General features: G+C 41.5%; 24 protein-coding genes and 1 tRNA gene. 6 read left to right on the top strand and 19 right to left on the bottom strand.

What is annotated here, in order from left to right:
• Positions 1–20: 20 nt before the first annotated feature.
• Together N5O98_RS01360 and N5O98_RS01355 are read right to left on the bottom strand one after the other, a co-directional pair.
• On the bottom strand, positions 21–1,154 hold the full coding sequence (locus tag N5O98_RS01360; protein ID WP_004300451.1) for a hybrid sensor histidine kinase/response regulator: 1,134 nt from the start codon (positions 1,152–1,154) through the stop codon (positions 21–23).
• Between the two features lie 19 nt (positions 1,155–1,173).
• Positions 1,174–2,103, bottom strand: a complete 930-nt coding sequence (locus tag N5O98_RS01355) for a UDP-glucuronic acid decarboxylase family protein (RefSeq protein WP_004300450.1) — start codon at positions 2,101–2,103, stop codon at positions 1,174–1,176.
• A 200-nt stretch (positions 2,104–2,303) separates the two neighbouring features.
• Between N5O98_RS01355 and N5O98_RS01350 the strand changes: the two genes are divergently transcribed.
• Both N5O98_RS01350 and N5O98_RS01345 read left to right on the top strand, forming a co-directional pair.
• The gene (locus tag N5O98_RS01350; RefSeq protein WP_022199371.1) at positions 2,304–3,263 is read left to right on the top strand and encodes a hypothetical protein; all 960 of its coding nucleotides are present in this window, start codon (positions 2,304–2,306) and stop codon (positions 3,261–3,263) included.
• Positions 3,264–3,499: 236 nt separating this feature from the next.
• Positions 3,500–4,459 carry a hypothetical protein gene (locus tag N5O98_RS01345; RefSeq protein ID WP_004306253.1) on the top strand — a complete coding sequence of 320 codons (960 nt, stop codon included), beginning with the start codon at positions 3,500–3,502 and terminating at the stop codon, positions 4,457–4,459.
• 113 nt (positions 4,460–4,572) lie between these two features.
• On the opposite strand, the gene N5O98_RS01340 is transcribed toward N5O98_RS01345, so the two are convergent.
• The 13 genes from N5O98_RS01340 to N5O98_RS01280 form a co-directional block, all read right to left on the bottom strand.
• Positions 4,573–7,791, bottom strand: coding sequence for a fimbrial protein (locus N5O98_RS01340; RefSeq protein WP_115484196.1), 3,219 nt, complete (start codon positions 7,789–7,791; stop codon positions 4,573–4,575).
• Between the two features lie 44 nt (positions 7,792–7,835).
• The gene (locus N5O98_RS01335; RefSeq protein ID WP_118160970.1) at positions 7,836–9,443 is read right to left on the bottom strand and encodes a fimbrillin family protein; all 1,608 of its coding nucleotides are present in this window, start codon (positions 9,441–9,443) and stop codon (positions 7,836–7,838) included.
• A 41-nt stretch (positions 9,444–9,484) separates the two neighbouring features.
• Positions 9,485–10,597: a fimbrial protein gene (locus tag N5O98_RS01330; RefSeq protein WP_004300443.1), complete on the bottom strand. Its 1,113-nt coding sequence runs from the start codon at positions 10,595–10,597 to the stop codon at positions 9,485–9,487.
• A 2-nt stretch (positions 10,598–10,599) separates the two neighbouring features.
• Complete coding sequence (locus N5O98_RS01325) at positions 10,600–11,598, bottom strand: FimB/Mfa2 family fimbrial subunit (protein WP_115484152.1); 999 nt, start codon at positions 11,596–11,598, stop codon at positions 10,600–10,602.
• Positions 11,599–11,871: 273 nt separating this feature from the next.
• Complete coding sequence (locus tag N5O98_RS01320) at positions 11,872–13,584, bottom strand: Mfa1 family fimbria major subunit (RefSeq protein WP_022199367.1); 1,713 nt, start codon at positions 13,582–13,584, stop codon at positions 11,872–11,874.
• Positions 13,585–13,641: 57 nt separating this feature from the next.
• Positions 13,642–15,153: a DUF3868 domain-containing protein gene (locus tag N5O98_RS01315; RefSeq protein ID WP_008640570.1), complete on the bottom strand. Its 1,512-nt coding sequence runs from the start codon at positions 15,151–15,153 to the stop codon at positions 13,642–13,644.
• A gap of 8 nt (positions 15,154–15,161) precedes the next feature.
• Positions 15,162–15,734 (bottom strand): DUF3575 domain-containing protein, encoded by a 573-nt coding sequence (locus tag N5O98_RS01310; protein ID WP_004300438.1) that lies wholly within the window; start codon positions 15,732–15,734, stop codon positions 15,162–15,164.
• Positions 15,735–15,755: 21 nt separating this feature from the next.
• A complete protein-coding gene (locus N5O98_RS01305; RefSeq protein ID WP_004308193.1) occupies positions 15,756–16,121 on the bottom strand; it encodes a hypothetical protein in 366 nt (121 codons plus the stop codon).
• A 78-nt stretch (positions 16,122–16,199) separates the two neighbouring features.
• Positions 16,200–16,475, bottom strand: a complete 276-nt coding sequence (locus N5O98_RS01300; RefSeq protein WP_229065730.1) for a hypothetical protein — start codon at positions 16,473–16,475, stop codon at positions 16,200–16,202.
• Positions 16,476–16,958: 483 nt separating this feature from the next.
• Positions 16,959–17,501: an IbrB-like domain-containing protein gene (locus N5O98_RS01295; RefSeq protein ID WP_004300435.1), complete on the bottom strand. Its 543-nt coding sequence runs from the start codon at positions 17,499–17,501 to the stop codon at positions 16,959–16,961.
• Positions 17,498–18,802, bottom strand: coding sequence for a DUF3440 domain-containing protein (locus N5O98_RS01290; protein ID WP_004306263.1), 1,305 nt, complete (start codon positions 18,800–18,802; stop codon positions 17,498–17,500). The genes N5O98_RS01295 and N5O98_RS01290 overlap by 4 nt, the downstream gene beginning before the upstream one ends.
• 3 nt (positions 18,803–18,805) lie before the next feature.
• The gene (locus tag N5O98_RS01285) at positions 18,806–19,213 is read right to left on the bottom strand and encodes a hypothetical protein (protein ID WP_008647328.1); all 408 of its coding nucleotides are present in this window, start codon (positions 19,211–19,213) and stop codon (positions 18,806–18,808) included.
• A 112-nt stretch (positions 19,214–19,325) separates the two neighbouring features.
• Complete coding sequence (locus N5O98_RS01280) at positions 19,326–19,733, bottom strand: hypothetical protein (RefSeq protein WP_004300432.1); 408 nt, start codon at positions 19,731–19,733, stop codon at positions 19,326–19,328.
• A 379-nt stretch (positions 19,734–20,112) separates the two neighbouring features.
• Here N5O98_RS01280 and N5O98_RS01275 point away from each other — a divergent pair, with 379 nt between their 5' ends.
• Positions 20,113–20,409 (top strand): DnaB-like helicase C-terminal domain-containing protein, encoded by a 297-nt coding sequence (locus N5O98_RS01275; RefSeq protein ID WP_022199366.1) that lies wholly within the window; start codon positions 20,113–20,115, stop codon positions 20,407–20,409.
• Between the two features lie 432 nt (positions 20,410–20,841).
• Positions 20,842–21,846: a beta-ketoacyl-ACP synthase III gene (locus N5O98_RS01270; RefSeq protein ID WP_004300429.1), complete on the top strand. Its 1,005-nt coding sequence runs from the start codon at positions 20,842–20,844 to the stop codon at positions 21,844–21,846.
• Between the two features lie 73 nt (positions 21,847–21,919).
• Here the strand turns inward: N5O98_RS01270 and N5O98_RS01265 are convergent.
• Positions 21,920–21,993 (bottom strand) — tRNA-Asp (locus tag N5O98_RS01265).
• 152 nt (positions 21,994–22,145) lie between these two features.
• On the opposite strand from N5O98_RS01265, the gene N5O98_RS01260 reads away from it, so the two are divergent.
• Together N5O98_RS01260 and N5O98_RS01255 are read left to right on the top strand one after the other, a co-directional pair.
• The gene (locus tag N5O98_RS01260; protein WP_004300428.1) at positions 22,146–23,462 is read left to right on the top strand and encodes an aminotransferase class I/II-fold pyridoxal phosphate-dependent enzyme; all 1,317 of its coding nucleotides are present in this window, start codon (positions 22,146–22,148) and stop codon (positions 23,460–23,462) included.
• Positions 23,463–23,556: 94 nt separating this feature from the next.
• A complete protein-coding gene (locus N5O98_RS01255; RefSeq protein ID WP_008775855.1) occupies positions 23,557–24,147 on the top strand; it encodes a YqgE/AlgH family protein in 591 nt (196 codons plus the stop codon).
• A gap of 4 nt (positions 24,148–24,151) precedes the next feature.
• On the opposite strand, the gene N5O98_RS01250 is transcribed toward N5O98_RS01255, so the two are convergent.
• Genes N5O98_RS01250 through recR form a run of 3 tightly spaced genes read right to left on the bottom strand, consistent with a single transcriptional unit; the run spans position 24,152 to position 25,787 of the window.
• On the bottom strand, positions 24,152–24,688 hold the full coding sequence (locus N5O98_RS01250; protein WP_004311640.1) for a GNAT family N-acetyltransferase: 537 nt from the start codon (positions 24,686–24,688) through the stop codon (positions 24,152–24,154).
• Positions 24,685–25,143 carry a hypothetical protein gene (locus N5O98_RS01245; protein WP_004311639.1) on the bottom strand — a complete coding sequence of 153 codons (459 nt, stop codon included), beginning with the start codon at positions 25,141–25,143 and terminating at the stop codon, positions 24,685–24,687. The genes N5O98_RS01250 and N5O98_RS01245 overlap by 4 nt, the downstream gene beginning before the upstream one ends.
• Before the next feature lie 26 nt (positions 25,144–25,169).
• Positions 25,170–25,787 (bottom strand): recombination mediator RecR, encoded by a 618-nt coding sequence (gene recR / locus N5O98_RS01240; RefSeq protein ID WP_004311638.1) that lies wholly within the window; start codon positions 25,785–25,787, stop codon positions 25,170–25,172.
• Positions 25,788–25,824: the final 37 nt, after the last annotated feature.

The raw sequence follows: 25,824 nt of genomic DNA, 5'->3' as shown, positions 1-25,824 counted from the left end.
TCGTATTATCTATAGTTATCTTATTTCTCCAACAATGGAATTGAGAAACTAAATGTAGACCCGTCTCCCTTCTTTGAAGTAAACCAAAGTTTACCGCCATTTTTGACAACAAAGTCCTGACACAATAACAATCCGAGTCCCGAACCTTCTTCATTGTTTGTACCAAAGGTACTGAAATGAGTATCGGTATGCAGCAACTTCTTCTGATTTTCGTCATCAATACCGCAACCACTGTCTTTCACACTTACGATTGCCATACCGTCTTCTTCTGCCAGTGACACCACTACTTCCGAACCTTCATTGCTAAACTTAATCGCATTACTGATTAAATTACGAATCACCGTCTTAATCATGTCAATATCAGCACGAACAGCCACATTCTCTACAGGCACATCTTGTACTATCTTAATATTTTTCAGACTGGCCACCATCGTAAAGATTTCACTTACGCCCTCTACGACTTCCACCATATTAATATCCTGATAAACCACTTTCAGTTTACCAATCTGGCTCTTCGTCCATTTCAGCAGATTATCAAGCAATGAGAATACATCTTCTGTTGTCTGATTAGCCATTGTCAGCAATTCATACATCTCATCACCAATTGTTTCGCTTGGCAGATTCAGAATCAGCATATTCAATACCATCTTGATAGATCCCATTGGTGAACGCAAGTCATGTGCAATCACAGAATAGAGTTTGTCGCGTCCCATGATCGTCTTACGCAACTCTTCCGTTTGTGCAACAATGATTCTTTTCGCTGCAACCAACGAAATCTGGTGCGTCACACGAATAATCAATTCTTCTTTATTGAATGGCTTTGAAATAAAGTCATTACCACCCACCTGAAATCCTTTTACGATATCCGCCGTACTATTTAGAGCAGTCAGGAAGATAATGGGAATTTCAGCCATTTCGGGGTCTGCTTTCATTTGTTGAGCTACCTCAAAGCCACTGATATCCGGCATCATTACATCCAGTAATACAAGATCCGGATTTTCCTTCTTCACTTGTTCCAACGCCTGTGTTCCATTACCGGCAGTCACAATTTTGAATTTCTCGTTGGTCAAAAGTACCTTTAATAAAAGGACGTTTGATATTACATCGTCCACAATAAGGACTTTATATTCAGAAGGATTAATTTCCATATTCATAATTTTCTTTTTTTATGCTTCAGACATTTTTAAAATATTCAATCATACGCTTCAGCCCCTCTTCAAGTTCAACAGTAGGCTGCCAGCCCAATTTCTCTTTAGCCAATGTAATATCCGGTTGGCGTTGCTTCGGATCATCATCCGGTAAAGACTTAAATACAATCTTCGAAGATGAACCGGTCATACTAATGATCCTTTCCGCCAATTCCAATACCGGAAATTCATTCGGATTCCCCAGGTTTATAGGACCTGTAAACTCGTCCTCCGTATTCATCATTCTTATCATTCCTTCAATCAAATCATCAATATACTGGAAGCTGCGTGTCTGCTTCCCATCACCATATATCGTTATATCTTCATTATTCAACGCTTGAAGAATAAAATTAGAAACAACCCGTCCGTCATTCGGCAACATTCGCGGACCATACGTATTAAAAATACGGATAATCTTCACACGCACATTGTTCTGACGGTGATAATCCATAAATAACGTTTCTGCACAACGCTTTCCCTCATCATAGCAAGACCGGTACCCCACCGGATTCACATTTCCCCAATAGCTTTCCGGTTGCGGATGAACGATTGGATCTCCATATACCTCGCTCGTAGAAGCTTGCAGAATCTTGGCATCCAGTCTCATTGCCAATCCCAGCATATTAATAGCCCCCATCACAGATGTTTTGGCAGTTTGAATCGGGTCATGTTGATAATGAATAGGAGATGCAGGACAGGCCAAATTATAGATTTCATCTACTTCAGCCGAATAAGGATAAGTGACATCATGCCTCACCACCTCAAAATGATGATTATCCATCAAGTGAATGATATTATCTTTCGAACCCGTAAAAAAATTATCCAGGCATATCACGTCGTGACCTTCGTTTATAAGCCGTGTACAGAGATGAGAGCCTATAAAACCGGCTCCGCCACTTACCAATATTCTTTTCATTCTAAATATTTCTATTGTTTACTAAAGAGACGCTGTCTCTTCGTTTTGTTTATGGTCACAAATGTAACCGATTTGCTTAAAATAAACAATTTTCGGAGAGGATATTTTAAAAAAAAGCAGATTTAAATAGTTTCAATTTCCGAAACAACTTGCCACTGACAAATGTTTATAATAGAAAAGTATTATTTATTAGAACTATTATGATGACAAATAATCCAAATGCAAACCTGATAGAAGCGATGAAAGAAAAGCTTCCGCTCAAAGGACAACTGGCAGATATGTTAATGGACACGCTATACATAGGAAAAGAGGCAGTATACAGAAGATTGCGCGGTGAAGTACCTTTCACCTTACAAGAGTCAGCCCTTATTTCAAGAAAACTGGGTATATCGCTAGACAAGATTATAGGACTAAGTTTCAAATCGAACGCCATGTTCAATATAAACATTGTAGATTATGATGACCCGTTCGAGAGTTACTACAATATCCTTGAAAAATATGTCTCGCTGATCAATACGATGCCGGATGACCCGAATTCTGTAATGGGAACTTCTGCCAACATTATTCCCCAGACTCTCTATCTGAAACATGAACTTCTGGCAAAATTCCGTTTATTCAAATGGATGTACCAGAATAAATATATTGATTGCAAGAGTTTCGAAGAGTTGGATATTCCACCGAAACTGGTCAATATCCAGAAAGACTATGTAGCAATGACACGTCATATCCACTCCATAGACTATATATGGGATAATATGATTTTCCAACACCTAATCAACGATATCCAATACTTCGCCAGCATCCATCTCATTTCCGACGAAACAAAAGAAGAAATCAAAAATGAATTATTCTTATTGGCGGACGAACTGGAAAAACTGGCTATCAATGGCAAGACAGCCGATGGCAATCGTGTACGCATCTATGTGTCGAATATCAACTTCGAGGCAACATATAGCTATGTAGACACCAATAACCTGCAACTAAGCCTCATACGTATTTATTCCATCAATTCCATTACCACGATGGACAACGAAATTTTCTGTACCTTGAAAGAATGGATTCAATCTCTGAAAAAGTTCTCCACTTTGATATCCGAAAGCGGTGAAATGCAGCGTATTCAATTCTTCAAGCAACAGCGAGAAATTATTGACGCTCTTTAATTTTATTTTCGCAGATTAGAACTTCAAAAAAAAATCAGTTCCAATAAATGAAAGTAGATAAGATTCTTATCTACTTTTTTTCATTCCCTGTCCTCACCGCTTCCGTTTGATTCCCAATCAGAAAAAGACACATACATTCATCTCTGTTTTTCCACACAAATCTTTCAAACACAAGACGTAATTTTGCATAGAATGTATCACAAAGATTATTAACATTAAAATTAAAGGAACAAACAATGAAAAATGGTATTCTAAACGAATTAATATCTACAATGAAGGAGCGAATTCCTCAAGATATGAATCTGGCCAATACTTTGGCTGACATTTTATGCATGGGAAAGGAAGCTGTCTATCGCAGATTGAGAGGTGAGGTGTCTTTTACAATAGACGAAGTAGCGCTGCTTTCTCAAAAACTCGGTATTTCTATCGACCAGATTGTCGGTAGCCATGTATCTAATAAAGTTACTTTCGACCTGAACTTACTTCATGCCACTAGTGCGCTGGAAAGTTATTACGAAATAATCAACCGTTATCTGCAAATTTTCGACTATGTGAAAACAGATAATACGACGGAGGTGTATACTGCATCCAATTCCCTTCCCTTTACACTTTATTCTTCCTATGAGAATTTGTCTAAATTCCGTCTTTGCCGATGGATGTATCAGAATGGAGATATAAAGACGCCACATTCTTTGGAAGACATGTCTGTGGATGAACGGATCGTCAATGTGCATAAGAAGTTGAGTGAAAGTATAAGACAGTGTCCAAAAACGTTTTTCATCTGGGACACAAATATCTTTTATTCTTTTGTGAAAGAGATCAAGTACTTTGCCAGCCTGAATCTGATAAACAAGGACGATGTCATGCATTTGAAAGAAGAACTTCTTCAGTTACTTGGCGTGGTAGAACATCTGTCCATAAAGGGAGAGTTCAGCGAAAACAAGAAAGTGTCTTTCTATCTGTCCAATATCAGTTTCGAAGCCACTTACAGCTATATCGAGAAACATGATTACCAAGTCAGTCTGCTGCGGGTATATTCTATCAACTCGATGGATTCGCAAAGCTCATATATCTGCCAGATGCAACGCAATTGGATTCAATCGTTAAAGCGCCACTCTATTCTGGTTTCGGAAAGTGGAGAAGCACAGCGTATTGCTTTCTTGCAAAAGCAGTTGGAAGTTATCAATACGTTGTAAACAAAGGAAAACACACTAAACATTGTGGATTCTAGGAATAAAAGAAAAGGATTTAATAGACGAGCTGTATCAGAATGAAGACAAACAACATTCTGATACAGTTCTTTTAGCTTTTATTCTATTGTGCGCACACAACGATACCAAGCCCAAGTTGTGGACTCTACCGTAGCCCATGCGCCGAATTCACCATTATTATGTCCGACCAGCCAATAGTTGCTATCGCGTGAAGTCAATGTCCAGTGCACAGCACTAATCTTCTCGAATCCGTTCCCTATCCAAGTAGTCGAGTCACCGAAACCTTGGTTTTCGATATTGGTAACAGCCCCTCCCATACTGAGTACTAAATACATCTCACGCTGAGTAGGTAGACGCCAGCCACTCCCTTTACTTTCGCATGCCGCTTTTGCTTCCGCCCAAGTTTTACCATTACTACTGGAATTTTCAATCTGAAACTTAGGAGCAACCTTATTCATTGCGACACTTGTATCCGGAGTTTCACCTGAAGCAAATAACACCAAAGGATCTGTTCCTCCACTGGCATCGCGAGAGACAATAGTGACCCCCGAGGATTCTACCATCAAATAAGGGTACTTCTTTCCGCTATTTGTATTATCCCTTACGCAACGAAAATAATTATTATTACTAACAGGTGCGGAATCCGGATAACCTGCCGACATTTCCATCCCAAAACGTGTTGTAGAGCCTTTAGCCTCATAGTATGATGAAGACCAGTAGTTACCTGTCCAGTTTTGATACCACCCATATATATTCTGACCGTCATGATAATTACTGTTAATCGCATTACCACCCAAAGCATTTTCATAGACAAATGACAGCAACAGTTCACTAGCAGTAGGCAGACGCCAACCATCGCCTATATTCCTACAGATATCCTCCGCATCGGCTACATTTTCCAATCGCCCCACACTTTGGTTAGTTCCGTTATAATATCTCCTATTATCAAACCGAAGCGGATAAAGATAGAAAAGAGGTTCCCCGGCAGTTGTGTAAGATTTGGTTTCGGACACCATCTGAAGGTCAATCGTACGATAAAACGGGAATTCTTCATCCGCCACGGTATGCATTACATTTCTGAACGTGATTCTTATCGTTCCGCTTTTTCCTTCTTTCCACTTGCCGGGGTGAAGCTTCAGCCTGAAATCGTATCCATGACCAACCACATCATTTCCCTTGCCGTCATCATAGCCTATGATAGACTCAAGATACATCTTGTCGTCCGCATTCTTTCTACCTATAATTACATCATTATCCGAATCGGTCCGAATCAGTCCGGTGCCATCATCGTTCGTTATATTCAATTCCTCAATATCCATAATTTCCCAATTGTTATTGACAAACAATTGCAAGTATTGTTCCGCACCCAGATTGACTTTATAAGTACGACTATTGACTGTAGTGGAAAGATATCGGAGTGAAAACTCCAGCTCCCCCTGATTGATGGGGAATTGTACTTGAGTAAGGTATCCTTCCTTATCGTACAGGTCGAACAACATAAAGTCCCAACGCCACCACCAGCCTGCACCATCTTCAACAGTACCATCGCCTGCTCTTCGCGGATTAGGCTGTATGGTAAACGCCTGCACCCTTTCACTGAACGGTATCGCATTCGTCCTGTCTAATTGCGGAATCAAACCGCCGACATTATATTGGACCATATTGACACCGCCAGTGCCATAAAGCTTACCTTCTATCCTATCCACGGAAAACATGACATACACCGTCTGCGGTTCGAGAGGGAGTTCGTCACCATCAGGATTTCGAATTGGAAAAAAAAGACCTCTCTCCAACACATTTCCGTATGCATCGACAAATTTGATAATTCCCGGATCTATCGTATACTGTGTCACTTCAATATTGTGAGTCAGGCGCCCTGCCGTCAACGTAACAGTAGCCTTACGCCCAACGCCAATATTTTCATTATTAAAATATGGAATCTTCAATTTGAGTTGGGTATCATCATTCGCAACGCCTGATGCCGCATCAGCTCCACCTTCAAATTTGAGCCAGTCGTTCCCTGCAGTAATGGTGGCCTTCCAGCCTCCGGGACTGTCAGTAAAAACGTCTATAGCATAACTATTATTCTGGTATTGAGTTACAGCAACCTCCGATTCACCCACTCCGAGCATATATTGCCCATTGTAGACTACATCTTTGACTTTGTCACGGTCATAGTGTATCAACCGGATTTTAAGGTTGGACATGACTGTATAAGATGCCAACGCCTCGCTAAAACTTTTATAACCGGTACCCAACGCCTTAGTAATGGTAATGATGTATTTATAGTTTCGCTTCAAGGGCAAATATTCCACCTGCTCTCCTGTATTTCCGTTTTTGGTAAAATCCACCCGGTAAAATGTCGATTCACCCGTACCGATCCTTCCTTTCACAATCAGGCAAGTAGCATCCTTACGGCTCGCTTCTCCGTCTGCTCCCGCACCACCGGCATCCTCTGCCGCCAGGGATTCAAATGTATAAATCTCCCCATCGTAGGGTGTGTTACCATTTACGGAATAACGGATTACATCCCCTTCTTCCGTCATTTTACCACTACCCGCGGGGAGAACCGGAGTATCCGGAACCGGGTCAGTAACCTGCCCGTTCGTGTTCCATGCCGGAGCAATATATCCGGTGGTATTGTGATTGGCCAGGTAAACCTCTTCGACCGTGAAATTCGAAGTGGCACTGTTATTACGGATATCAATACGCGCTAGCATACGTTTCATATTAATTTCGGTTATCGGATTCATCGAAGGAGTGATTTTGCTTATTACCTTCTCCCCGTACATCGGAATCCGCGTATACCCACCGGTTGTCGAGCCGTCTGCCAGCCATTTGCCGGTTTGGGTGTGGAGCATCTTTTCCATTGCCTCAACCTTGGTGGTCGCTCCCTTCGTGAAGCCCGACACAATATTATCAAGTTCCTTATTTGCCACAACCACGATGCAGGTAGATGCGGTAGTGGGAGAAAGCACAGCAGAGAAACTCACAGTGGAATTGTCAGCCAAGTCCTGCGTAACTCCTGTAGCGCTGACCCATTCCAGAAATACTGCCGGCGTTTTTGACATATCAAAAACAAGAATATCCACCGTTTCTATTTCGTCTTCTTTCTTTGCTGTTCCCGTTCCGGTCATCGTACGCGAAGATACGGACGGGAGGTTTACATCGGGAACCGTTAATGTAAAGCGAATACCGTTTCCTGCCGGAGAAGGCGTCGACTCAAATTCTTCCTGTACGCATCCGGTAAGCCATACCGTCATCAACAGAACAGACAAAAGATAGCACTTTCTTTTTATTGAAACCTTATATTGCATATTTCTATTTCCTTTCCTTAAACTTTGATATTGCATATTCGTCATTATGGTGCGGTCAATGTCACCGTTATTGGCAGATTATCACCATTCGTATTGGTTAGTATGAGTCTAGCCGTATCACCGGACACAGCATCGGCTCTAAAGTAGAAGTAAACCGCATCACCACTCACGCCACTTGTTTCGAGCATTGTCTCACTGTTAAGCAGAATTTTATCCGGATCTTGTATCTGGGTTATCTTCCACTCCCATATTCCCGGATTGCCCGAAGTAAAGACAATCTTGCGACGTCGCATATTTCCGGTTCCATTATCGTTGCTGTCCAACTCTACGTTTGAGGTCAGCCACTCTCCGTCTTCTCTCCACTGGCTCAACAGTACATGGTGCCGCAAATTACCAGCATTGATATAAAAGCCTGTTTCCCGCTTAGTTCCGGTTCCTGAATTAAATCTGGGCATCACAACCTGGATATTATACGTATACACTCCTTCCGAAAGGGATATCTGAGTCATATTAACTGTTGGCCACGTATCCATGGTACTTTTGTTTAATGACGCCCCCGGCAGAAATCCTGTATCCGGATTAGCATCATAATTCGTTTTCACTTCTATATTGACAGTGACCCCATCACCAGCTGTCTGTACCTTGGTCTGCGATAATTTGAGATAATATTGCTTGTCGAAAATTACATTCACCGGGCTTTCCGTCCATTCAAGCGGGGTAGCTGAAAGCTGATAGGTTTCGTTGGATATTGTAAGATTGTAGTTGATGTACTCGCCCGATTCCCAAGAATGCGGATTCTTGGCGAGAATATCACTGAACAGGAATTCCCGATCGCCAAAGTTGGTGGTAACAACGATTTTGGCGGTTGCGGAGAAAGCGTCGGTCGGCAACATGAGGAATGTATCACCTATCAAGGTGGCATCTTCAGTAACTGTTTTGTTACCGGTGGGAGTAGAAGCGACCCTCCCGGTGGCGACATCGCTCCAGACAAACTTCGGTTTGCCGTTTTTCGTCGTGGTGGTCGGAATTTCAGTCATCGCAAGGTTACCGCTTTTTCCTACATTCTGGAATTCTATTTTCTCGATAGTCACCTCATTCGGTACAGGAGCTACTTTCTTGAATGTAAAGGTAACCTTGGTCAATGTGTGGTAGAAGTGTATATTCACACCTTCAACCCATACAGGGCCCGATATAGCCGCCAATACATCGACATGATTGGCGGCAGATTCATTCGCTGTATAATTCAGCACCATTTCTCCGGGATCAATGAAACTCGCAGTAGGCGCATTCGCATCACTGTACGGATACCAGGAGAAGAACTTCATGCTCGCATTCAACAATCCTGGCCAATATTGCAACGGCGAGATGGTGGCTGTCAGGTCGGCGTTAACCGTAGCACTTGCATTGAAGTATGGTTGGGGAACAGAAGCATTGGGAGTCAGTGAGCTGTAAAGACCGAAAGTCTCTTCTTTCAGATCGGTATTCGAAGAGATTACCGTACCACGAGTGTAGACATAGCCACCTTCACCGATACGTTGCACAACAATTAATTCCTTATCACACGTCATCTCTTCTCTGACACACGAAAAGAGGACAACCGAAAGGACAGCCATTGCCATAATCATCCTAATATTATTTATAGTCTTTATCATCTTACTTCTTTTCCGAAATTAAAAACAATCAGCGAAAGATATTACAAGTCCATATCCAAATCAATGTCTTGTCTTTCACCCCAATCTTCTACGCTTATCGTCAGTATCTGAATACCTATTTTTCCTACGCGTGCCGTTACCTGATACACGTTGTTCCGACGGATCTCCGTAAAAGGTTGCGCTGTCGGACTACCTGTGCCGTCAACCTTTGTTACGCTTTCAATTACTTTCCCGGTTATTCCGGTGACGTCCGAAGGCCCTTTTAGGACATTAGCCATACTGATAGACAGTCGGTCGGAATAATCCGACTTGAATAGGCGTTCGGCTGTGTAGAACGAGCAAAGCAACTTCCGGTTTTCAGCTCCGGGAGCCGATGAGTATGCCCAAGTTTCTGTAGTCGCAGCCGTCCAGCTATGCGTTAATAAATTGCTTTCCGACACGTCTTCCTTCACCTTTCCGTAGTTTTTTGAAGAGTCGGCGTTATCACGCGTGCCGTTGCCCACATTTCCCATCACGAAATAGCTATCGTGGGAAAAATTATGCAAGGTGACACTGGTGCTTCCGGCAGTATATCCGGTCACTGCCCCGCCGTCTATAGCTTCGATAAAGACATCTACCCGGGCTACGGCACGTTCGATTACCATTTGCACTGTTTTGGTTTCATCGGGTGCTATGGATATATCCCGGATCACTCCTGTCATAGGCATTCCGGTCGCCGAAATAATCTGCCCGTCACTATTCAGTATGCTGGAGATGTCGTAAATCATCTCTTGCAACGTCAAAAGATTAGCTATACCGTCAAGTTGGCTTGTGAGACTCTGCGGTTCGTTGGCAATAACTACGACCAGGATATCATTGCTGGAAGTCACTTCGAGAAGTTGCGCATCTATATCAGTAGCTGTCTCCGGAGTGCTCAACAGGATGTGTTCATTCACATCCAGCCTCACGCCACCGGGCGTGCTGCCGAATACGATAAACCGCATGGAGTTTATCTTCTCCTGTTGTTCCACATCCCCATTATTCACCAAGTCGATGCTAAGTTGCGCCCGGGTAGTATGGGCAGGCAACTCATAAGCCACATCAGCTTCTCTACTACATGAGAACAAAAGGATGGTGGATGCCAGATAAATGATATGTAATAGCTTTTTTCTCATTCTTAAACTTCCATCCCGTGGAGCCAATGAATCCAGGTCCCCACGACAATACCAATTTGAAGGAATCCTCCTCCGTTTTTTTCAACAACTGTAAATATCAGGTTCCATTCACTCTGCCTGTCAAGATACTCCTGAAAGGGAAGTTCCGTTCCGTCGTAACGGTAAACCGGCCGGGCAATGCTCAATAGTGTCATCAGATTGTAGCTCCAGACTTCGGCTTCGGTATTCGCATCCCTTATAATAAACTTATAATCCCATCCGCTCCTGTTGAGCAAACGCATCGTATTCAGGCGTGCGGACATAACCACATCGGATATTTCACCCGGACCTGTATAGTAAGGCACATAAGTAATTGGCCCTTGTCCTGTGGGTTCGTTTTCCCAGGAATAAACCGCATTTTCCGGTGCCTGAATTTCAAATGTATATTGTGTGCCATCCACTTTATTTTCCTCATATCCCATTAACGCGAGATTAAACCGATTGGTGTCACGTATCAGGTTCACCGGATAAACTTTATGGTTGGTATTGGATGGCAGGTGATCCACTTCCACAACTTCTCCGAAGTAAAGATGCTGAAATTCGAAATTAACAACATCCGTCTCCCGCTTCAGGGATACAATGACTTGTTGGAGGGTGGTTGTTCCCGGCACCAGTTTATTACCTGCATTGTCCGAAAGCCGGAATCTGTCAGACAGACTTCCGACGGTCAGTACTTTATAACTTCCGAAATCGAGCTCGTCGGTCAACGATATCCGGCTTCCACCAACCAGCGCAGCAACCTCGGCACTTTTGGTGAAAAGCAATTTATCATCGCTGTCGAACACAAGTACATCCACCGATTTAACCTGCGGATTAAATGCATCCGCATATTCCATATTGTAGTCGAATACAAATTCCAACCAAAGTTCGCACCGTGGCAGGTCTTCGCGTATACTGTCGCACGAAGCCATACATAGCATCGAAGCAACGATAAGGAACAGCGATTTAGTTTTTCCGAACATATCTTTTCTTTTAGGGGCAACCCTATCGGTTTGCCATTTTATATTGTCAGAGATCTCTATTTTGTGACCTCCGGTTATTTCCTCTTTTTGGGGCGCGCTTTGCATTTCATTGCATCTCGGATGCGCCGGTATATTTCAGTGCTGTTTTTGGGAAGCCTGTCACCGGCTTGTTTTTACTTTTTTCGGCGGTCTGTTCCGTACGGAATATCTATTTTAAAAGTACAGGGCAGGCAGTCCGCACTGCCCTGTTTTCTTTGAAAGTAAAGAATTTATTTAGATTTCGAAATTTGTAGTCCAGTATATCCACGGAGCAACTTTAATCTCAAAATGGAGATAGGCACCTTTCTTATCGATATCTTCTTCTTCATCCGGATCTTCGGGACCACCACCAGGATACCACGGTGTACCGTTACCATTCACCTTTGTCAGCGTAAGCGTATAATAGTTATTACGTACTACACCGTATTTCCCATACTCCATGTAAGAATTGGCTGCATTGTCATGACGAATCTCATAGTAGTAATAGTTGAGACTCTTTGGATACCAATAGATGCAACCTTCTTTTTTACACAGTTCACCACCATTCTGAATGTTGTTGTCGTCAAGAATAGCCTGCGTAAGGGATGCAAAATCACCCGGATCATTGGCGGTAAGTTCAGATTTTATCTGAGTATAGAACAGTTCGCATGCCGAAACTAAAAGTTTCTCCTGGGCGGTCATAGGGTCTGAGGCTGTTTCTTTAGCTTTGGCAGGCGTATAAGCAGCCAGCAAGTCGGCAAAACTCTTGAAGTTTACAGAGTTAGTTCCGTTAGGAAGACGATACCAGTCATTTCCTAAAGTAAATTCACCAGACTTCCAAGGTGCATACTGTCCCTTAAGTACCAGACGCGTAGCCGCACCGAACTTCTGATATCCTGCGACCATCGTATTCTCGATACAGTATTTGTAATTATCACCTACAGTCGCACTTTCAGCAACCCATTCCACCTTAGGTTCGCGAGTTGCAGCATCGAGTGTATTCTTAATAATGCCTGTAAGATATTCGGTTCCACCCGCAGTCGTAAAGTTCGGGTCGACTGTATAGAAGTTACTTTTGTAAAATCCGGTAGTATGAGACGATGCTGTGGTAGTCTTCTTTGCAAAAGGAAAGAACAGGGAGTTGTAGTAATCTATAGTCCAATTTCCAAAATCAAACTGTCCTAGACTTGCATTTGTTCCATCTTCAAAAGGTCCAACTGCTAATGGACTGCCAATCATAACCTCCAATTTTGCAGCAAGGCGTTCTATCTCAAGGGTAGCCGGATTACTTTTCGCTGCATTCTGAGCTTGCGCTTCCGATTTATAGTCGCTGACCAAAACAATCTTATCCGATACATCAAGCAGACATTCATCCTCCCATGCATGATTGGATGGATCTGAATCGGAATCATCGTAGAATCCGACATTAATCATTGCACAACCATTGGAGTGTACAACCTCCTCTACCAGATAAGCATTGTTGGGCTTAGTATTGTTTTCAGGAACTGTAATCATTCCATTGATGGTAGCATAGGTTGCACCCGCTGAAAGATTATCCAAGCGATCCTTTAATTGGTAACCTGGATTGGCAATAACAAGCAAATACTTAGTATTCGGATCCACTTTAACCGGAGTATTCGGAGTCGTAACTCCACTATTTGTTCCGAAAGAACTTGATCCCAATACCGTGGCATACTTAGTTGCCTTTTCATCCTTAGTCACCACCTTACTCGCATTGAACGTAATCAAATAGAGCTCATTAATCGCACTTTCCTCCTCTAAAGCCGTCTGTTCACCAGAAGCACGTGAACCAGGCACTTTGGGATTAGTCAGACTAATTGATACGTAAGCTACATCATAACCTGCTCCCCCTTCAACCTCCGGATTTTCCTCCAGATTCTCATTTGAACAACTTGCCAGTGCCGCAACAGCCAGCAATGAAACTAAAATTGATTTAATCTTTAGCATAATACAAAAAAATATTAGAATTAATACTTATATAATTTCCCACTTAATCAGTAAGTTTTACTTACCATTCTTTTTCATTTTAGCAGCATTAGCCTTCTTCCTGACTAATTCTTCCAGATTGCCCCTAGCTGCATCCAGACCTGACTGCTCTGCAAACTTCAAATACTTCTTCGATGATTCATAATCTCCCTTCATTAACATTAATATTCCCATAGCATTATTATATTCCGGCAAATTCTTATTCGAATTCACCATGCCCAGATAACGTTCAGCCGAAACCAATTCATTGCGTGATAAAGCGGCAGTAGCAGCATTTATATTTGCAATCTCACTCTGCGGATACATCCGGACAGCCGTTTCGAACACATCAATAAATTCTTGCGAGCCTGTCGGATAGGTATTAGCTACCAGAAACATTTCATTCAAGCTCAAATTCTGCGGACGCGTCTTGATAATCTCTTTTGCTTCCTCCACACTAAAATCCCTCACTTCGTAATTCACTTTGCAGATAGCCACACGCAAACTTGGGAAAATATACTTCAACAAGTATCCGTAAGGCGTCCCTCCGTGAAGTTGCATCAGTTTTGTTTCTCTTCCTTTTTCAATAGGTATGTTCCTGATAATATCCAGCACTTCGTCTTTATATTCCAATTCGATTGTTTCAAGCGCCTTCTCCAGTCCGTCCCAGTTTTCACCTCCAAAGACAATGTAGTATTGGTTTCTCGGAAAATCGTATCTGTATGCCAGATAATCCCGGAGCGCCATGGCACGTCCTTCAGACAGACGTTTGTTCGCTGCCAATGTTCCTTCCGGAGACGCATAACCGATAATATCCAGACGGTTCACTTTCACATTCGGATCGGACTTCAGCTCATCGATCATCTTGCGGATTTTAGCCAGTTCCTGAGGGTTATTCATGTATTCGGGACGAATATTGACTTTATTCACCTCGAAATCCAGAAAACATTCTACTTGAATATCCCGTTGTTTGATTTCTTCCGCTTTCGGTTGCAGATAAGCAAACTGAGGAACCACTACATAAGGCGTCCATACACGTTCCAACGTCACTTTGCCAAATTCCTCGATGTTCATTAATGCCGTTTCACCGCAACCACATTCGTCACGCTGCATGTCCAGACGCGCATCCTTCATCCATGATTCGAACGGAACCAGATATTGATACCGAATCGTATCATTTCTTAGTTTTCCGGCTTTTTCCACTATATACGGCTTCTCATAGCTTCTCTTCTCCTTGGCGCTCATCAACGCAAGCCCACGCTCATACGCCAAATACTCGTCACGACCTTTAATAGAAACTTTCGGAAGATTCAGAGTGCGTCCGGAAGTCACCAGCCGCGGAATTAAATCCATTCCCCGGGCAGATTTCACTTTCACATTATTCAAAACAAAATCTATATCGACATGAATAAAATCACCTTTCTGTTCCAACCGCACCGGATTCACGGTAATGCCACCTTCGTAAGAGCGGGATTGAGCCATAGCTGTGTTTATATTCAGGCTGCAAACCACCAACATACACACAAGGAAACCTATATTTCTTATTATCATACTCCTTATTATTTAATTACATAAATAAGTGACACACTTGCTTTGGTAGGTCCGAAATAATTTTTGCTGCTTTCCTTCAATCTCGTACCACAGGTAGCGCAAGGATACTTGTCATATACAATGTGCGCATATCCCACTCCGACAGACGTTTCTATACTCCAGCGTTTTTTCAGAATCCACGAATATCCTACGGAAAAGCCACCGCCATAAAGATATCCCTGATAACGCGTATGCTGCATATTGTCACTGATAAAAGACCAGTCGGGCCACCCTCCTACATTGAAATCGGCATAATGTCCGTGCATTCCGATAAACATACGGCGAAAACTCTCACAAAACCAGTAACGAACTTCGGGTTGTATCCCCCAATGACGGAGGCGTTTGCCGTCGGAAAGTTTCCACGGATTATAATTGACCGGAATGTCCAGCGTCCATTTACGCACCAGTCCGATCTCCAACCCCAAATTCATGGTAGTGGTAGCGTCATACAGCAGATTGCTTTTCAACGCAACCTTCTGGGCATAACCCTCGGAAATAGCACATCCGAGCATGAATAATATGAGTATAGCAACTTTCTTCATTTATATCACATTTACTGTTATTTATTGCCCCAATTGAGTAACATCTATTTTTATGCGTTGCACATTACTGATGCCCGTTTTAACGGAAGACGCCATTGTTGTGAGATGTACGATTCCGTTTCTGGAATCCGCCTCTATATTGGGCAATACCTTAATATATATCTTACCGTCTTCAACGATAATGCGTTCTTCTCCTGTATGTTCCTCCGGCATTACGGAAGAATACAGACGGATCCAATTTTTAGCACTTTCATCCACTTCGCCCGTAAGGCAGAAATAATTGATTTCATATACCTCCGAATTTGAATTTTCAGTAGGCATGAGCTGAAGCGTACTTCCCGCAGCAGGAACAACTTTCCTTTGTCTAATATGAACTTCTTTTTCCAAATTTCCTGTTTTTAATGTTAGATACACATCATCCTGTCACCTGTTTCTCTTTGTCCTTCTTCATACTACATCAACCAGTCAGCCCCCATCTGTTACCGATGTTATTACCAGACCAAGTCCCTTGATGTGCAGACAGGTATTGTTCTGAATGCCGGACTCATACATAATATAATTCATGGAGATTGATTCTTGAGTGTCACTATAAGAGAGAGAGCCAAGCCAAGGATTGCTCAACGGCATAATCAACAACTTGGCATATATATCCGCACAAGTTGTCACTTTCGGTGTTAATTGAAAGAGAGTGCCGGTCACATTCGACCCCTGCACACACACCACAGATAATAAAAAAATCAAATATAAAAAACTGATTGTAAGTTTTGTTATTTCTCTCATTAATTCTCTAATATACTTTCCTCTACTTCTTATATATTTCTCTTTTTGCTTTTCTCTCAGGACAATATTTTTGTCCAAATCTCATATTGCAAATTTCGGAATATTAAAGGAGATACAAAATTGTATTCATTTCTGTTACAGAGAATCAATTTAGAATAAAGGGACTAATTATGTAGGTAGCGAACAACAAGGTTACGAAATTCACAACAAAAATATTCAATATCCTCATTTCTTTCGATATGCGAACATTTTAAAATTCCCAAGTTTCTTTCATAAAAACTTGGACAATAGAGGGAAGTTATAGTTTTCCGTGTCATTTAGACACAACTTAGGCACAAATTAGACAAAAGAACTAACTATTTTATACAACAAAATAAGCTAATAACTTGTATAATTTGTGCCTAAATGACAAAATACTCAATTTCTGTATATATAACTATCAGATTATAAGGTTTTACGCTCAGTTTCCGTAGGTGCCACCTCATCAGGAATACTGAATTCGCGATTAGCAAACAGATCAGCAAGTCCTGAAATTTGTTTCAGACGTAACAATTCATCACGATCCATACCAATATTTTTCATTATCCATTGATCGGACATACCTGCCTTATCAAGCTCCGCAACAATGTTGCACATCAATTCAATGTTATGCATTCCACGCGCACGGTTGTGCCGGATTGTTGAACTCATACGGTTAGACAAGTCTTTGTCTATCACCACAATCGGCAACAAACCGTTTTCACGCTTATAGATTCGTTGGGAAGTCTTCAATACCGTATAGCGATGGTAACCATCCACCAGGATATAACGGTCTTCATCTTTATTGTAGTAACATACACATGGCATCGTAAAGCCATCTTCCCAAATAGAAAGTTCCAGCAACTTCATTTCAGGCGGTGCAACGACATTCGGATTATAATCGTTCGCATATACTTTTTCTACGGGCACCGCTTTTACCTCGTAAACAGGGCTTTTATCTACACTCATGATACTATGATTCTATATTGTTCCATAATTTGACTTCTCTTACTCATCTCCTCCTTTGTAGGTGAGAATCCCATATATTTGCAGGCATGGTCATTCTTAAGAATACAAACGCACATTCGCTTATACGTGGGTATTTCTTTGAATTCCGGAATGTCGATATCATCCTGATATTCCATACGTACCGGTTTTTTCAACGTTTTGTAGTTACTGTTGTCCATAACGATAATTGGTACTTTCGCATCAATCAGCTTTTGGATGGTGGCATCACTCAGGCATCCGCCTTTTGTCCGCCAGAAATTCACGCTCACTGAAAGTTTCCGTAGATAATTCTTCCTCGCCCGCTCCGGCAGAGTAGACAACAAAAAATACATAAACTCGCGCCATGTATATCCTTCGGGAAGTTTCACCGATTGCCATCCCATTGCATGAGTACCACCATACATACCGGTAAAGTTCACACCGTTCACCCTTCCCACCATTTTACCCCAGGTATTAGGATCAAGCACCCGGTAAAGCTGCAAACTCTCTTGTGCCTCATTAATAAAGGGACTTGCTACACGCTGACGCTCCAGATTGACTCCGGCACGATAATAAAGATCGTATAAAACATTATAATCCCACTGGAATTTTCCATTGGCAGTCCATACATCCGTTGTTTTCCAGTCATAAATAGGGTAGGCATTATAAATATCGTTCCCTACTTTTGAAGTCCATTTATATTTATGATACATCTGGAATTTACGGCTCATATAGATACATCTCCACCGATTGAAACTTTCCTGTGTACGAATCCCGATCAGACAACAAGTGCGCACTGCATCATTTTTATTATGTATCCATTGCGCAAAACGCATCTGAAATTCATAATCCCACATGGTTGTATTATAAAAAGGAAAATCTTCTTTGGTCATTGCCTTTTTCGGCATGGAACGAACCCATATATTCTTTTTGCTGTCTTCCCACGGACGCCAAAAAGATTGATACATCGAGGTGCAGGTAGCCACACGGAAAGGGATGCATACCCGGTATACATCCAAAATATCCTTATTGGCCTCCAGCATCCGGTCTACATAGTCAATGGTCATTTTATACTGGATCTCATAATCCATGTGAAAAACTCCCAAACGTACCTTCAGGTTATTCTTCCGGATATAATCGATACACATATTCAGCAGTACCCCGCTGTCTTTACCTCCGGAGAATGACACATATATATTATCAAATTCATTAAATATAACTTTCAGTCGTTCTTGTGCTAATTCATATACATTCTTTGTGCCTGCTATTTTCTTTTTCGTCATAAGTTATCTATACATTTTTACATACCGTGTCCATTTCTTGTCCATCGATACAAATTCAAACTTTTCAAATGTTTCTTTATCTTGTACCAGTGTGACCGAATTGAGCAACCAACTCTCGGGCCTAAATTCCGCAACGATAGCGGGCAACAGATGTGACAGGATTTCCTCCCGTACGGTGCCTTCTGCCTTCACATAATAATTATTGATTACAGCTTTCTTCCGGCTTTTCTGTTCCACGGGGACGAAGCCCACCACTTCTTTATCTTCAATCGCAATGAACCACACATACTCTTCGCCCGTCTTGAAAGGGTAATTATTGTTTGCGCGTATCACTTCGGGATCCATCACCATCGGCGCTAAAAGCCGATATAAGTGTTTGTCTTTTCCTTTTAATCGTATTATCTGTATCATATCATTCAAAAATGGACACACAAAAATAAGGAAAAAATATCAAATTCGTCATTTCTGTTCCTAAAACATTTGTTTTTCACACTATTATCTCTATATTTCGATATTTTTGAAATCACCCATACGCCATTCCTCTTTCACGTTTAAAGTAAGTCAGTATAGTTGCAAAGCTTAAATATTCCCGTCCAGGAGTATGCAACCGACTTTTAAACTGATAGTAGGCAAAGATGACTTCGCATGCCAATTTATATTTGAAATGCAGCTTTAAACGGTGCTGCAAAAACTCAAACACCCGGCAGAGATATGCAAACACCTCCTCCACCCTAGCATTTGGAATCACTCGTGGAGCACGATTTACATCCGCTATATGCTCCATCTCATTAAGCACATATTCCAGTTGCTCAATTTCCTCACCGGTGTTTTGCATTGTACACTTCATTTGTTCTATTTTCTCTCCCTGATGGATGTACTGTTTTCGCTTTCGTTGTAAACGATCTTTTATTATTTCTATTCCTTTCAACATTATAAAATTTAGTTATATATAAATGGTTTGATATTACTGATTATTAATCGACAAAACTGCCATATAAAATCTAATTTCGAATGCAAATATAGAAAAGATTGTTTAAATAATTAGATTTTTATTTAAAAATATTCATACTTATTTTACATTTAAATTACCAGCATCAGAAAAACGTTTTTTTCATCCAATGAAACGAGTCATAATTTTGCGGCGTACTAAAATATTTTAAACAATGGATAATCAATCTTTTGACTGGCTGCTTCACGGTTGCCACGTACTATCCGAGATGGCAGTGGCTTATTTTCCCAACTATCAGGATAACTGATACAGACGATACGCTGGCAAATGCCCATACCCTCCTCGACCGATTGGAAAATGAATGTGGTACTGCCGAACATCTCTGTTCCACGTCACAACTCATAGAGGACACTGTAAGTTGATAGAGGCCCGCATGGCCAGCAACAAGAACAGTGCTACAGGACTGACTACTGGATTTGCCGACCTTGACCGGGTGACATGCGGCTGGCAACCCGGTGAGGAGATCGTTATTGCCGCCCGTCCTGCGGTAGGTAAAACAGCATTTACACTGCATCTGGTACGTACTGCAGCTTCTGCCGGTTATCATATCGCTGTGTATATTTTCACATATACAATATTTTTCTTGATGAATAACTGACTATTACCATACATTACCGATGGCAGTATGGATTTAGAAGAACACACATTTGCAAGTCATCAAGAAAATCTTGAACCTGCAAGACAAGAAAGGAAGCGAAAATATGATTTGCATAAAATTTAAATAGTCTCTAACCAATAAGTCATCTTTATACAATGACGAGTTGTTTGACAAACTTCGTAGTTAGCAATACCGGAGCAACATTCACAATTACCTATGAATCAATTATTTACAACAACTCATTCATTTAAACAAAAATTGCCTGCTAAAAATTTAGACAAAATTTGGTCAAATATTCCTTTTTATTAATTAAAAAGGCTACAGTTTCACAAACTACTATTGGAATTCGGTCTCTTTTCCATATATTTGCGCCCGCATTTTTGATTTTCGAATGAACCTCCTTATTCAATTTACCAAAACTAGATAAAACGAATGGAAAAAATAAACGCAGTAATTACAGGAGTCGGAGGATATGTACCCGATTACATCTTGACCAATGATGAGATTTCCAAAATGGTAGATACTACCGACGAATGGATTATGGGGCGTATTGGTATTAAGGAAAGACGTATTTTGAAAGAGGAAGGACTGGGAACTTCTTACATAGCTCGTAAAGCTGTCAAACAGTTAATAAAACGCACCCGAACAAATCCGGATGATATTGATCTGATAATTGTAGCTACAACAACCCCTGACTACCGCTTTCCTTCCACGGCTTCTATTTTATGTGAAAGACTGGGACTGAAAAGAGCTTTTGCTTTTGACATGCAAGCTGTTTGCAGCGGTTTTTTATATGCACTGGAGACTGGAGCCAATTTTATCCGTTCTGGAAATTACAAGAAAGTGGTAGTTGTAGGCGCTGAAAAGATGTCGTCAATAATAAATTATGCCGACCGGGCAACTTGTCCGATTTTCGGTGATGGCGGAGCAGCTGTCATGCTTGAACCTACTACTGAAGATTTTGGCATTATGGATGCTGTGTTAAGAACAGATGGTAAAGGATTGCCTTTTTTGCACATTAAAGCGGGTGGCTCTATATGTACTCCTTCTTATTATACATTGGATAATCAAATGCATTATATCTATCAGGAAGGACGTACTGTATTCAAATATGCAGTATCCAACATGGCTGATGCCTGTGAATCTATCATTGCAAGAAACCATCTAAGCAAAGAAAACATCGACTGGGTAATTCCTCATCAGGCTAATCAACGTATTATCACCGCCGTAACACAACGTTTGGAAGTTCCTGTCGAAAAGGTCATGGTCAACATCGAACGATACGGTAACACTAGTGCCGGCACTCTCCCACTCTGCCTCTGGGATTTTGAAGATAAATTCAAAAAAGGAGATAACCTAATTCTTACTGCATTTGGAGCAGGATTTGCATGGGGAGCCATCTATGTGAAATGGGGATATGATGGAAAAAAGAGATAGCGATTATTCGCTATCTTCAAAATAAAAAATCCTCTGATTTTCAGTAAATCAGAGGATTTTTTATTTCCTAATGCGGTGCGTACGGGACTCGAACCCGTGACCCCATGCGTGACAGGCATGTATTCTAACCAACTGAACTAACGCACCAAAATATTCACTTTAGCATCTCTCTCGATTGCGGATGCAAAGGTAGATATTTTTTTGAAACCTGCAATAGCTTCAGTATCTTTTTTCTGAAAAAGTGGGTTTATTAAGAATTATCGTGTACATTTGCAGCTACTAATAAAATAGAAAATAGAATGAAAAATACACCAATTGAACGACATCTGATTGACGAAACCATCAATGAGTTTCAAATTGTCGATTTTTCCAAAGCTACCATTCGTGAAGTGAAAGCTATTGCTTCAAAAGCAGAAACAGCATCGGGAGTTGAATTTATCAAAATGGAAATGGGTGTTCCGGGACTTCCTCCTTCCGCTGTAGGCGTGAAAGCGGAAATTGAAGCATTACAAAATGGCATTGCCAGTCTATATCCCGACATCAACGGATTGCCGGAACTAAAGAAAGAGGCATCCAACTTTATCAAAGCATTCATCAACGTAGATTTAAGTCCGGAAGGTTGTGTGCCTGTCACTGGTTCCATGCAAGGTACATTCGCTTCATTTCTTACTTGCAGCCAATGTGACGAAAAGAAAGATACGATTTTGTTTATCGATCCAGGGTTTCCGGTACAGAAACAGCAGTTGGTTGTAATGGGGCAAAAGTTTGAAACATTTGATGTGTATGACTACCGCGGAGAAAAACTGAAAGAGAAACTGGAAAGCTATCTGAAAAAAGGAAATATATCAGCCATCATTTATTCAAATCCCAATAATCCCAGCTGGATTTGCCTGAAAGAAGAAGAATTGAGGATTATCGGTGAATTGGCAACACTGTATGATGTGATTGTTCTGGAGGATTTGGCTTATTTTGCCATGGACTTCCGCCAAGATTTAAGTAAACCGTATCAACCTCCTTTCCAGCCATCAGTTGCCCATTATACGGACAATTACGTATTGCTGATTTCCGGCTCAAAAGCATTCAGCTACGCCGGGCAACGTATTGGGGTAAGTTGTATCTCTGATAAACTATACCACCGAAGCTATCCGGGACTGACCAAACGATATGGTGGCGGAACTTTCGGAACGGTTTTCATTCACCGTGTGCTTTATGCGCTTTCTTCAGGAACTAGTCATTCTGCACAGTTCGCCATGGCCGCCATGCTGAAAGCTGCCAACGAAGGACAATATAATTTCCTTAACGAAGTGAAGATATACGGTGAAAGAGCACGGAAATTAAAAGAAATCTTCCTCCGTCACGGTTTTCATCTGGTATATGACAACGATCTGGGCGAGCCGATTGCAGACGGATTTTATTTCACCATCGGTTATCCGGGAATGACCAGTGGCGAACTGGCGAAAGAATTGATGTACTACGGAGTCAGCGCTATCTCATTAGTAACTACAGGAAGCCATCAGGAAGGATTGCGCGCGTGTACCTCTTTCATTAAAGACCACCAATATGCTCAACTGGATGAAAGAATGAAACTATTTGCTGAAAATCATCCGATAGCCTGATTATTTGACATAAGATATTCATAAAAGCCATTCTTAAAATGAAAAAAAACGGAAAGAACGATTGTTATTCCGTTTTTTTTCTTACTTTAGTGGCATGAATATCGACTCTGACATATTTAAGATTCAATCGAATAATGTGTTGCCATCGAGAGGAAGGATTTTAATATCAGAACCTTTTCTACGTGACGCAACGTTTGGCAGATCCGTAATTTTACTGGTCGATCATACGGATGAAGGAAGTATGGGATTGGTTATCAACAAGCAACTGCCATTGTTCCTTAACGATATCATCATGGAATTTAAATACCTGGATGAGATTCCTCTATACAAAGGTGGACCTATTGCCACTGATACCCTATTTTATCTCCACACATTATCTGATATCCCCGGATCCATTTCTATCAGTAAAGGGCTTTATCTGAATGGAGATTTTGATGAAATAAAGAAATATATATTACAAGGGAATAAAATCAGTGAATGCATTCGTTTCTTCTTGGGATATTCCGGTTGGGATAGCGAACAGTTGAGCAACGAAATCAGAGAAAACACTTGGTTGGTGTCCGAGGAAGAGAAATCATATCTGATGAAAAACAATATTAAAGATATGTGGCGGAAAGCTTTAGAGAAGTTAGGCAGCAAGTATGAAACGTGGTCACGTTTCCCACAAGTGCCTACTCTCAATTAATTTCTCATTTCTTAGGATTCAAACATTGGAGAAGCAATGCATCTTTGTAACAACCCTCCACCTGCAACCAGTTTTTTAATAATCCGCATTGAACGAAACCACAAGAGGTGAACAGTTTTACACATACTTCATTATCCGTCATGACATGTGCATAGAGTTGACTTAAAGACAGAAAATCAAAAGCATATTCACAAAGCAATTTCAATGCATCAGTAGCATAACCTCGTTGCCGATAATCCTTATGGACGGCAATCCCTACTTCTCCCCGCGAATGAAGGGGTACAAAATCTGTTATATCAATTGTGCCGAGTATACACTGGTCAGATTTGCGTACAATCATCAGCCGCAATTGCTTATCGGCAAACACATCGCACTGTGAGCCTTCGATGTATTGACGAAGCACATAACGGGAATAAGGAACCGTAAAATTACTAATATCCCACATTGAAGGGTCATTTTCCATCTCGTACATAATGTCCATATCTTCCGGTTCTACCGCACGAAGATAGATACGCTCGTTCATCAAGAAAGACTGTCTCATAGCTTTTCTTCTTTTGCAATGTGAAGTTCGTTACGCAATCTCTTCTCACTGGGCAGGCAGAAAAGTGACGCCGTGAGGCCAATCAGCATACAGAGGTTACCCGTACTGCTCAACGTCAGGTAGTAACACAAAAGGTTCACTACAATAGCTACTTCAAGCACTCCCAAGCGAACAATGTTCCATTGCACATATCGCTTCAAGGCAAGCGTGATAGTCATGTGATCTATCTTTTTCTTAAGCACCAAGCTAAATAATTTGAGAGAAAGAGGCACACACAAAGCAGTGAGCAAAATGCCGACCGTCTCAAAATAATAGGTAGCTGATGCGTTATCTACCAAACCTCCTACGGGAAAAAGTTCAAATTCTCCTGCCCCAAGCAAAAATGCCGGGAGCACCCAAAAGAAAACATAACTGATATTCAAATTTCTGACAGCTCGTTTTATCTGTTCTTCCATGTTCGTTCTTAAATGATTAATAATGATTATACAGTTCCGGTAAAAAGCGTCCGGTTCACAATACTGCGTCCTAAAGTTACTTCATCGGCATATTCAAGTTCATCACCAACCGATATGCCACGGGCTATCACACTTAGTTTAACCCCTAGTTTATCCAGCTTGCGATAGATATAGAAGTTGGTAGTATCCCCCTCCATCGTAGTGCTCAATGCCAGAATAACTTCTTTGACTCCACCTTCAGCCACCCGCTGCACCAGGCTTTCAATTTGAAGGTCACTCGGTCCGACTCCGTCCATTGGAGAAATAACCCCACCCAAAACGTGATAAAGCCCGCGATACTGCTGGGTTGCTTCCACCGCCATTACATCACGGATATTTTCCACCACACAGACAGTGGAAACATCCCGTTGCGGATTAGCGCAAATCTGGCAAGTTTCAGTATCGGATATATTATGACACACTTTGCAGTATTTCACCTCACGTTTCAACGTTATGATAGAATTTCCGAAAGCTTCCACCGTAGCCGTATCCTGACGGAGCAGATGCAGAACAAGCCTCATAGCCGTCTTACGCCCGATACCCGGAAGTTTGGAAAATTCGCCGACTGCCTTTTCAAGCAGTATAGAAGGATATTGTTGGTTCATAGATAATATTTGCTGTTCTATCGATAAAACCTTGCAA

It is taken from the genome of Bacteroides sp. LFL-34 (assembly GCF_027257075.1).
Lineage (GTDB): Bacteria > Bacteroidota > Bacteroidia > Bacteroidales > Bacteroidaceae > Bacteroides > Bacteroides ovatus.
The sequence above is the reverse complement of the archived record's forward strand: the minus strand, read 5'-3'. Positions and strand labels throughout refer to the sequence as shown.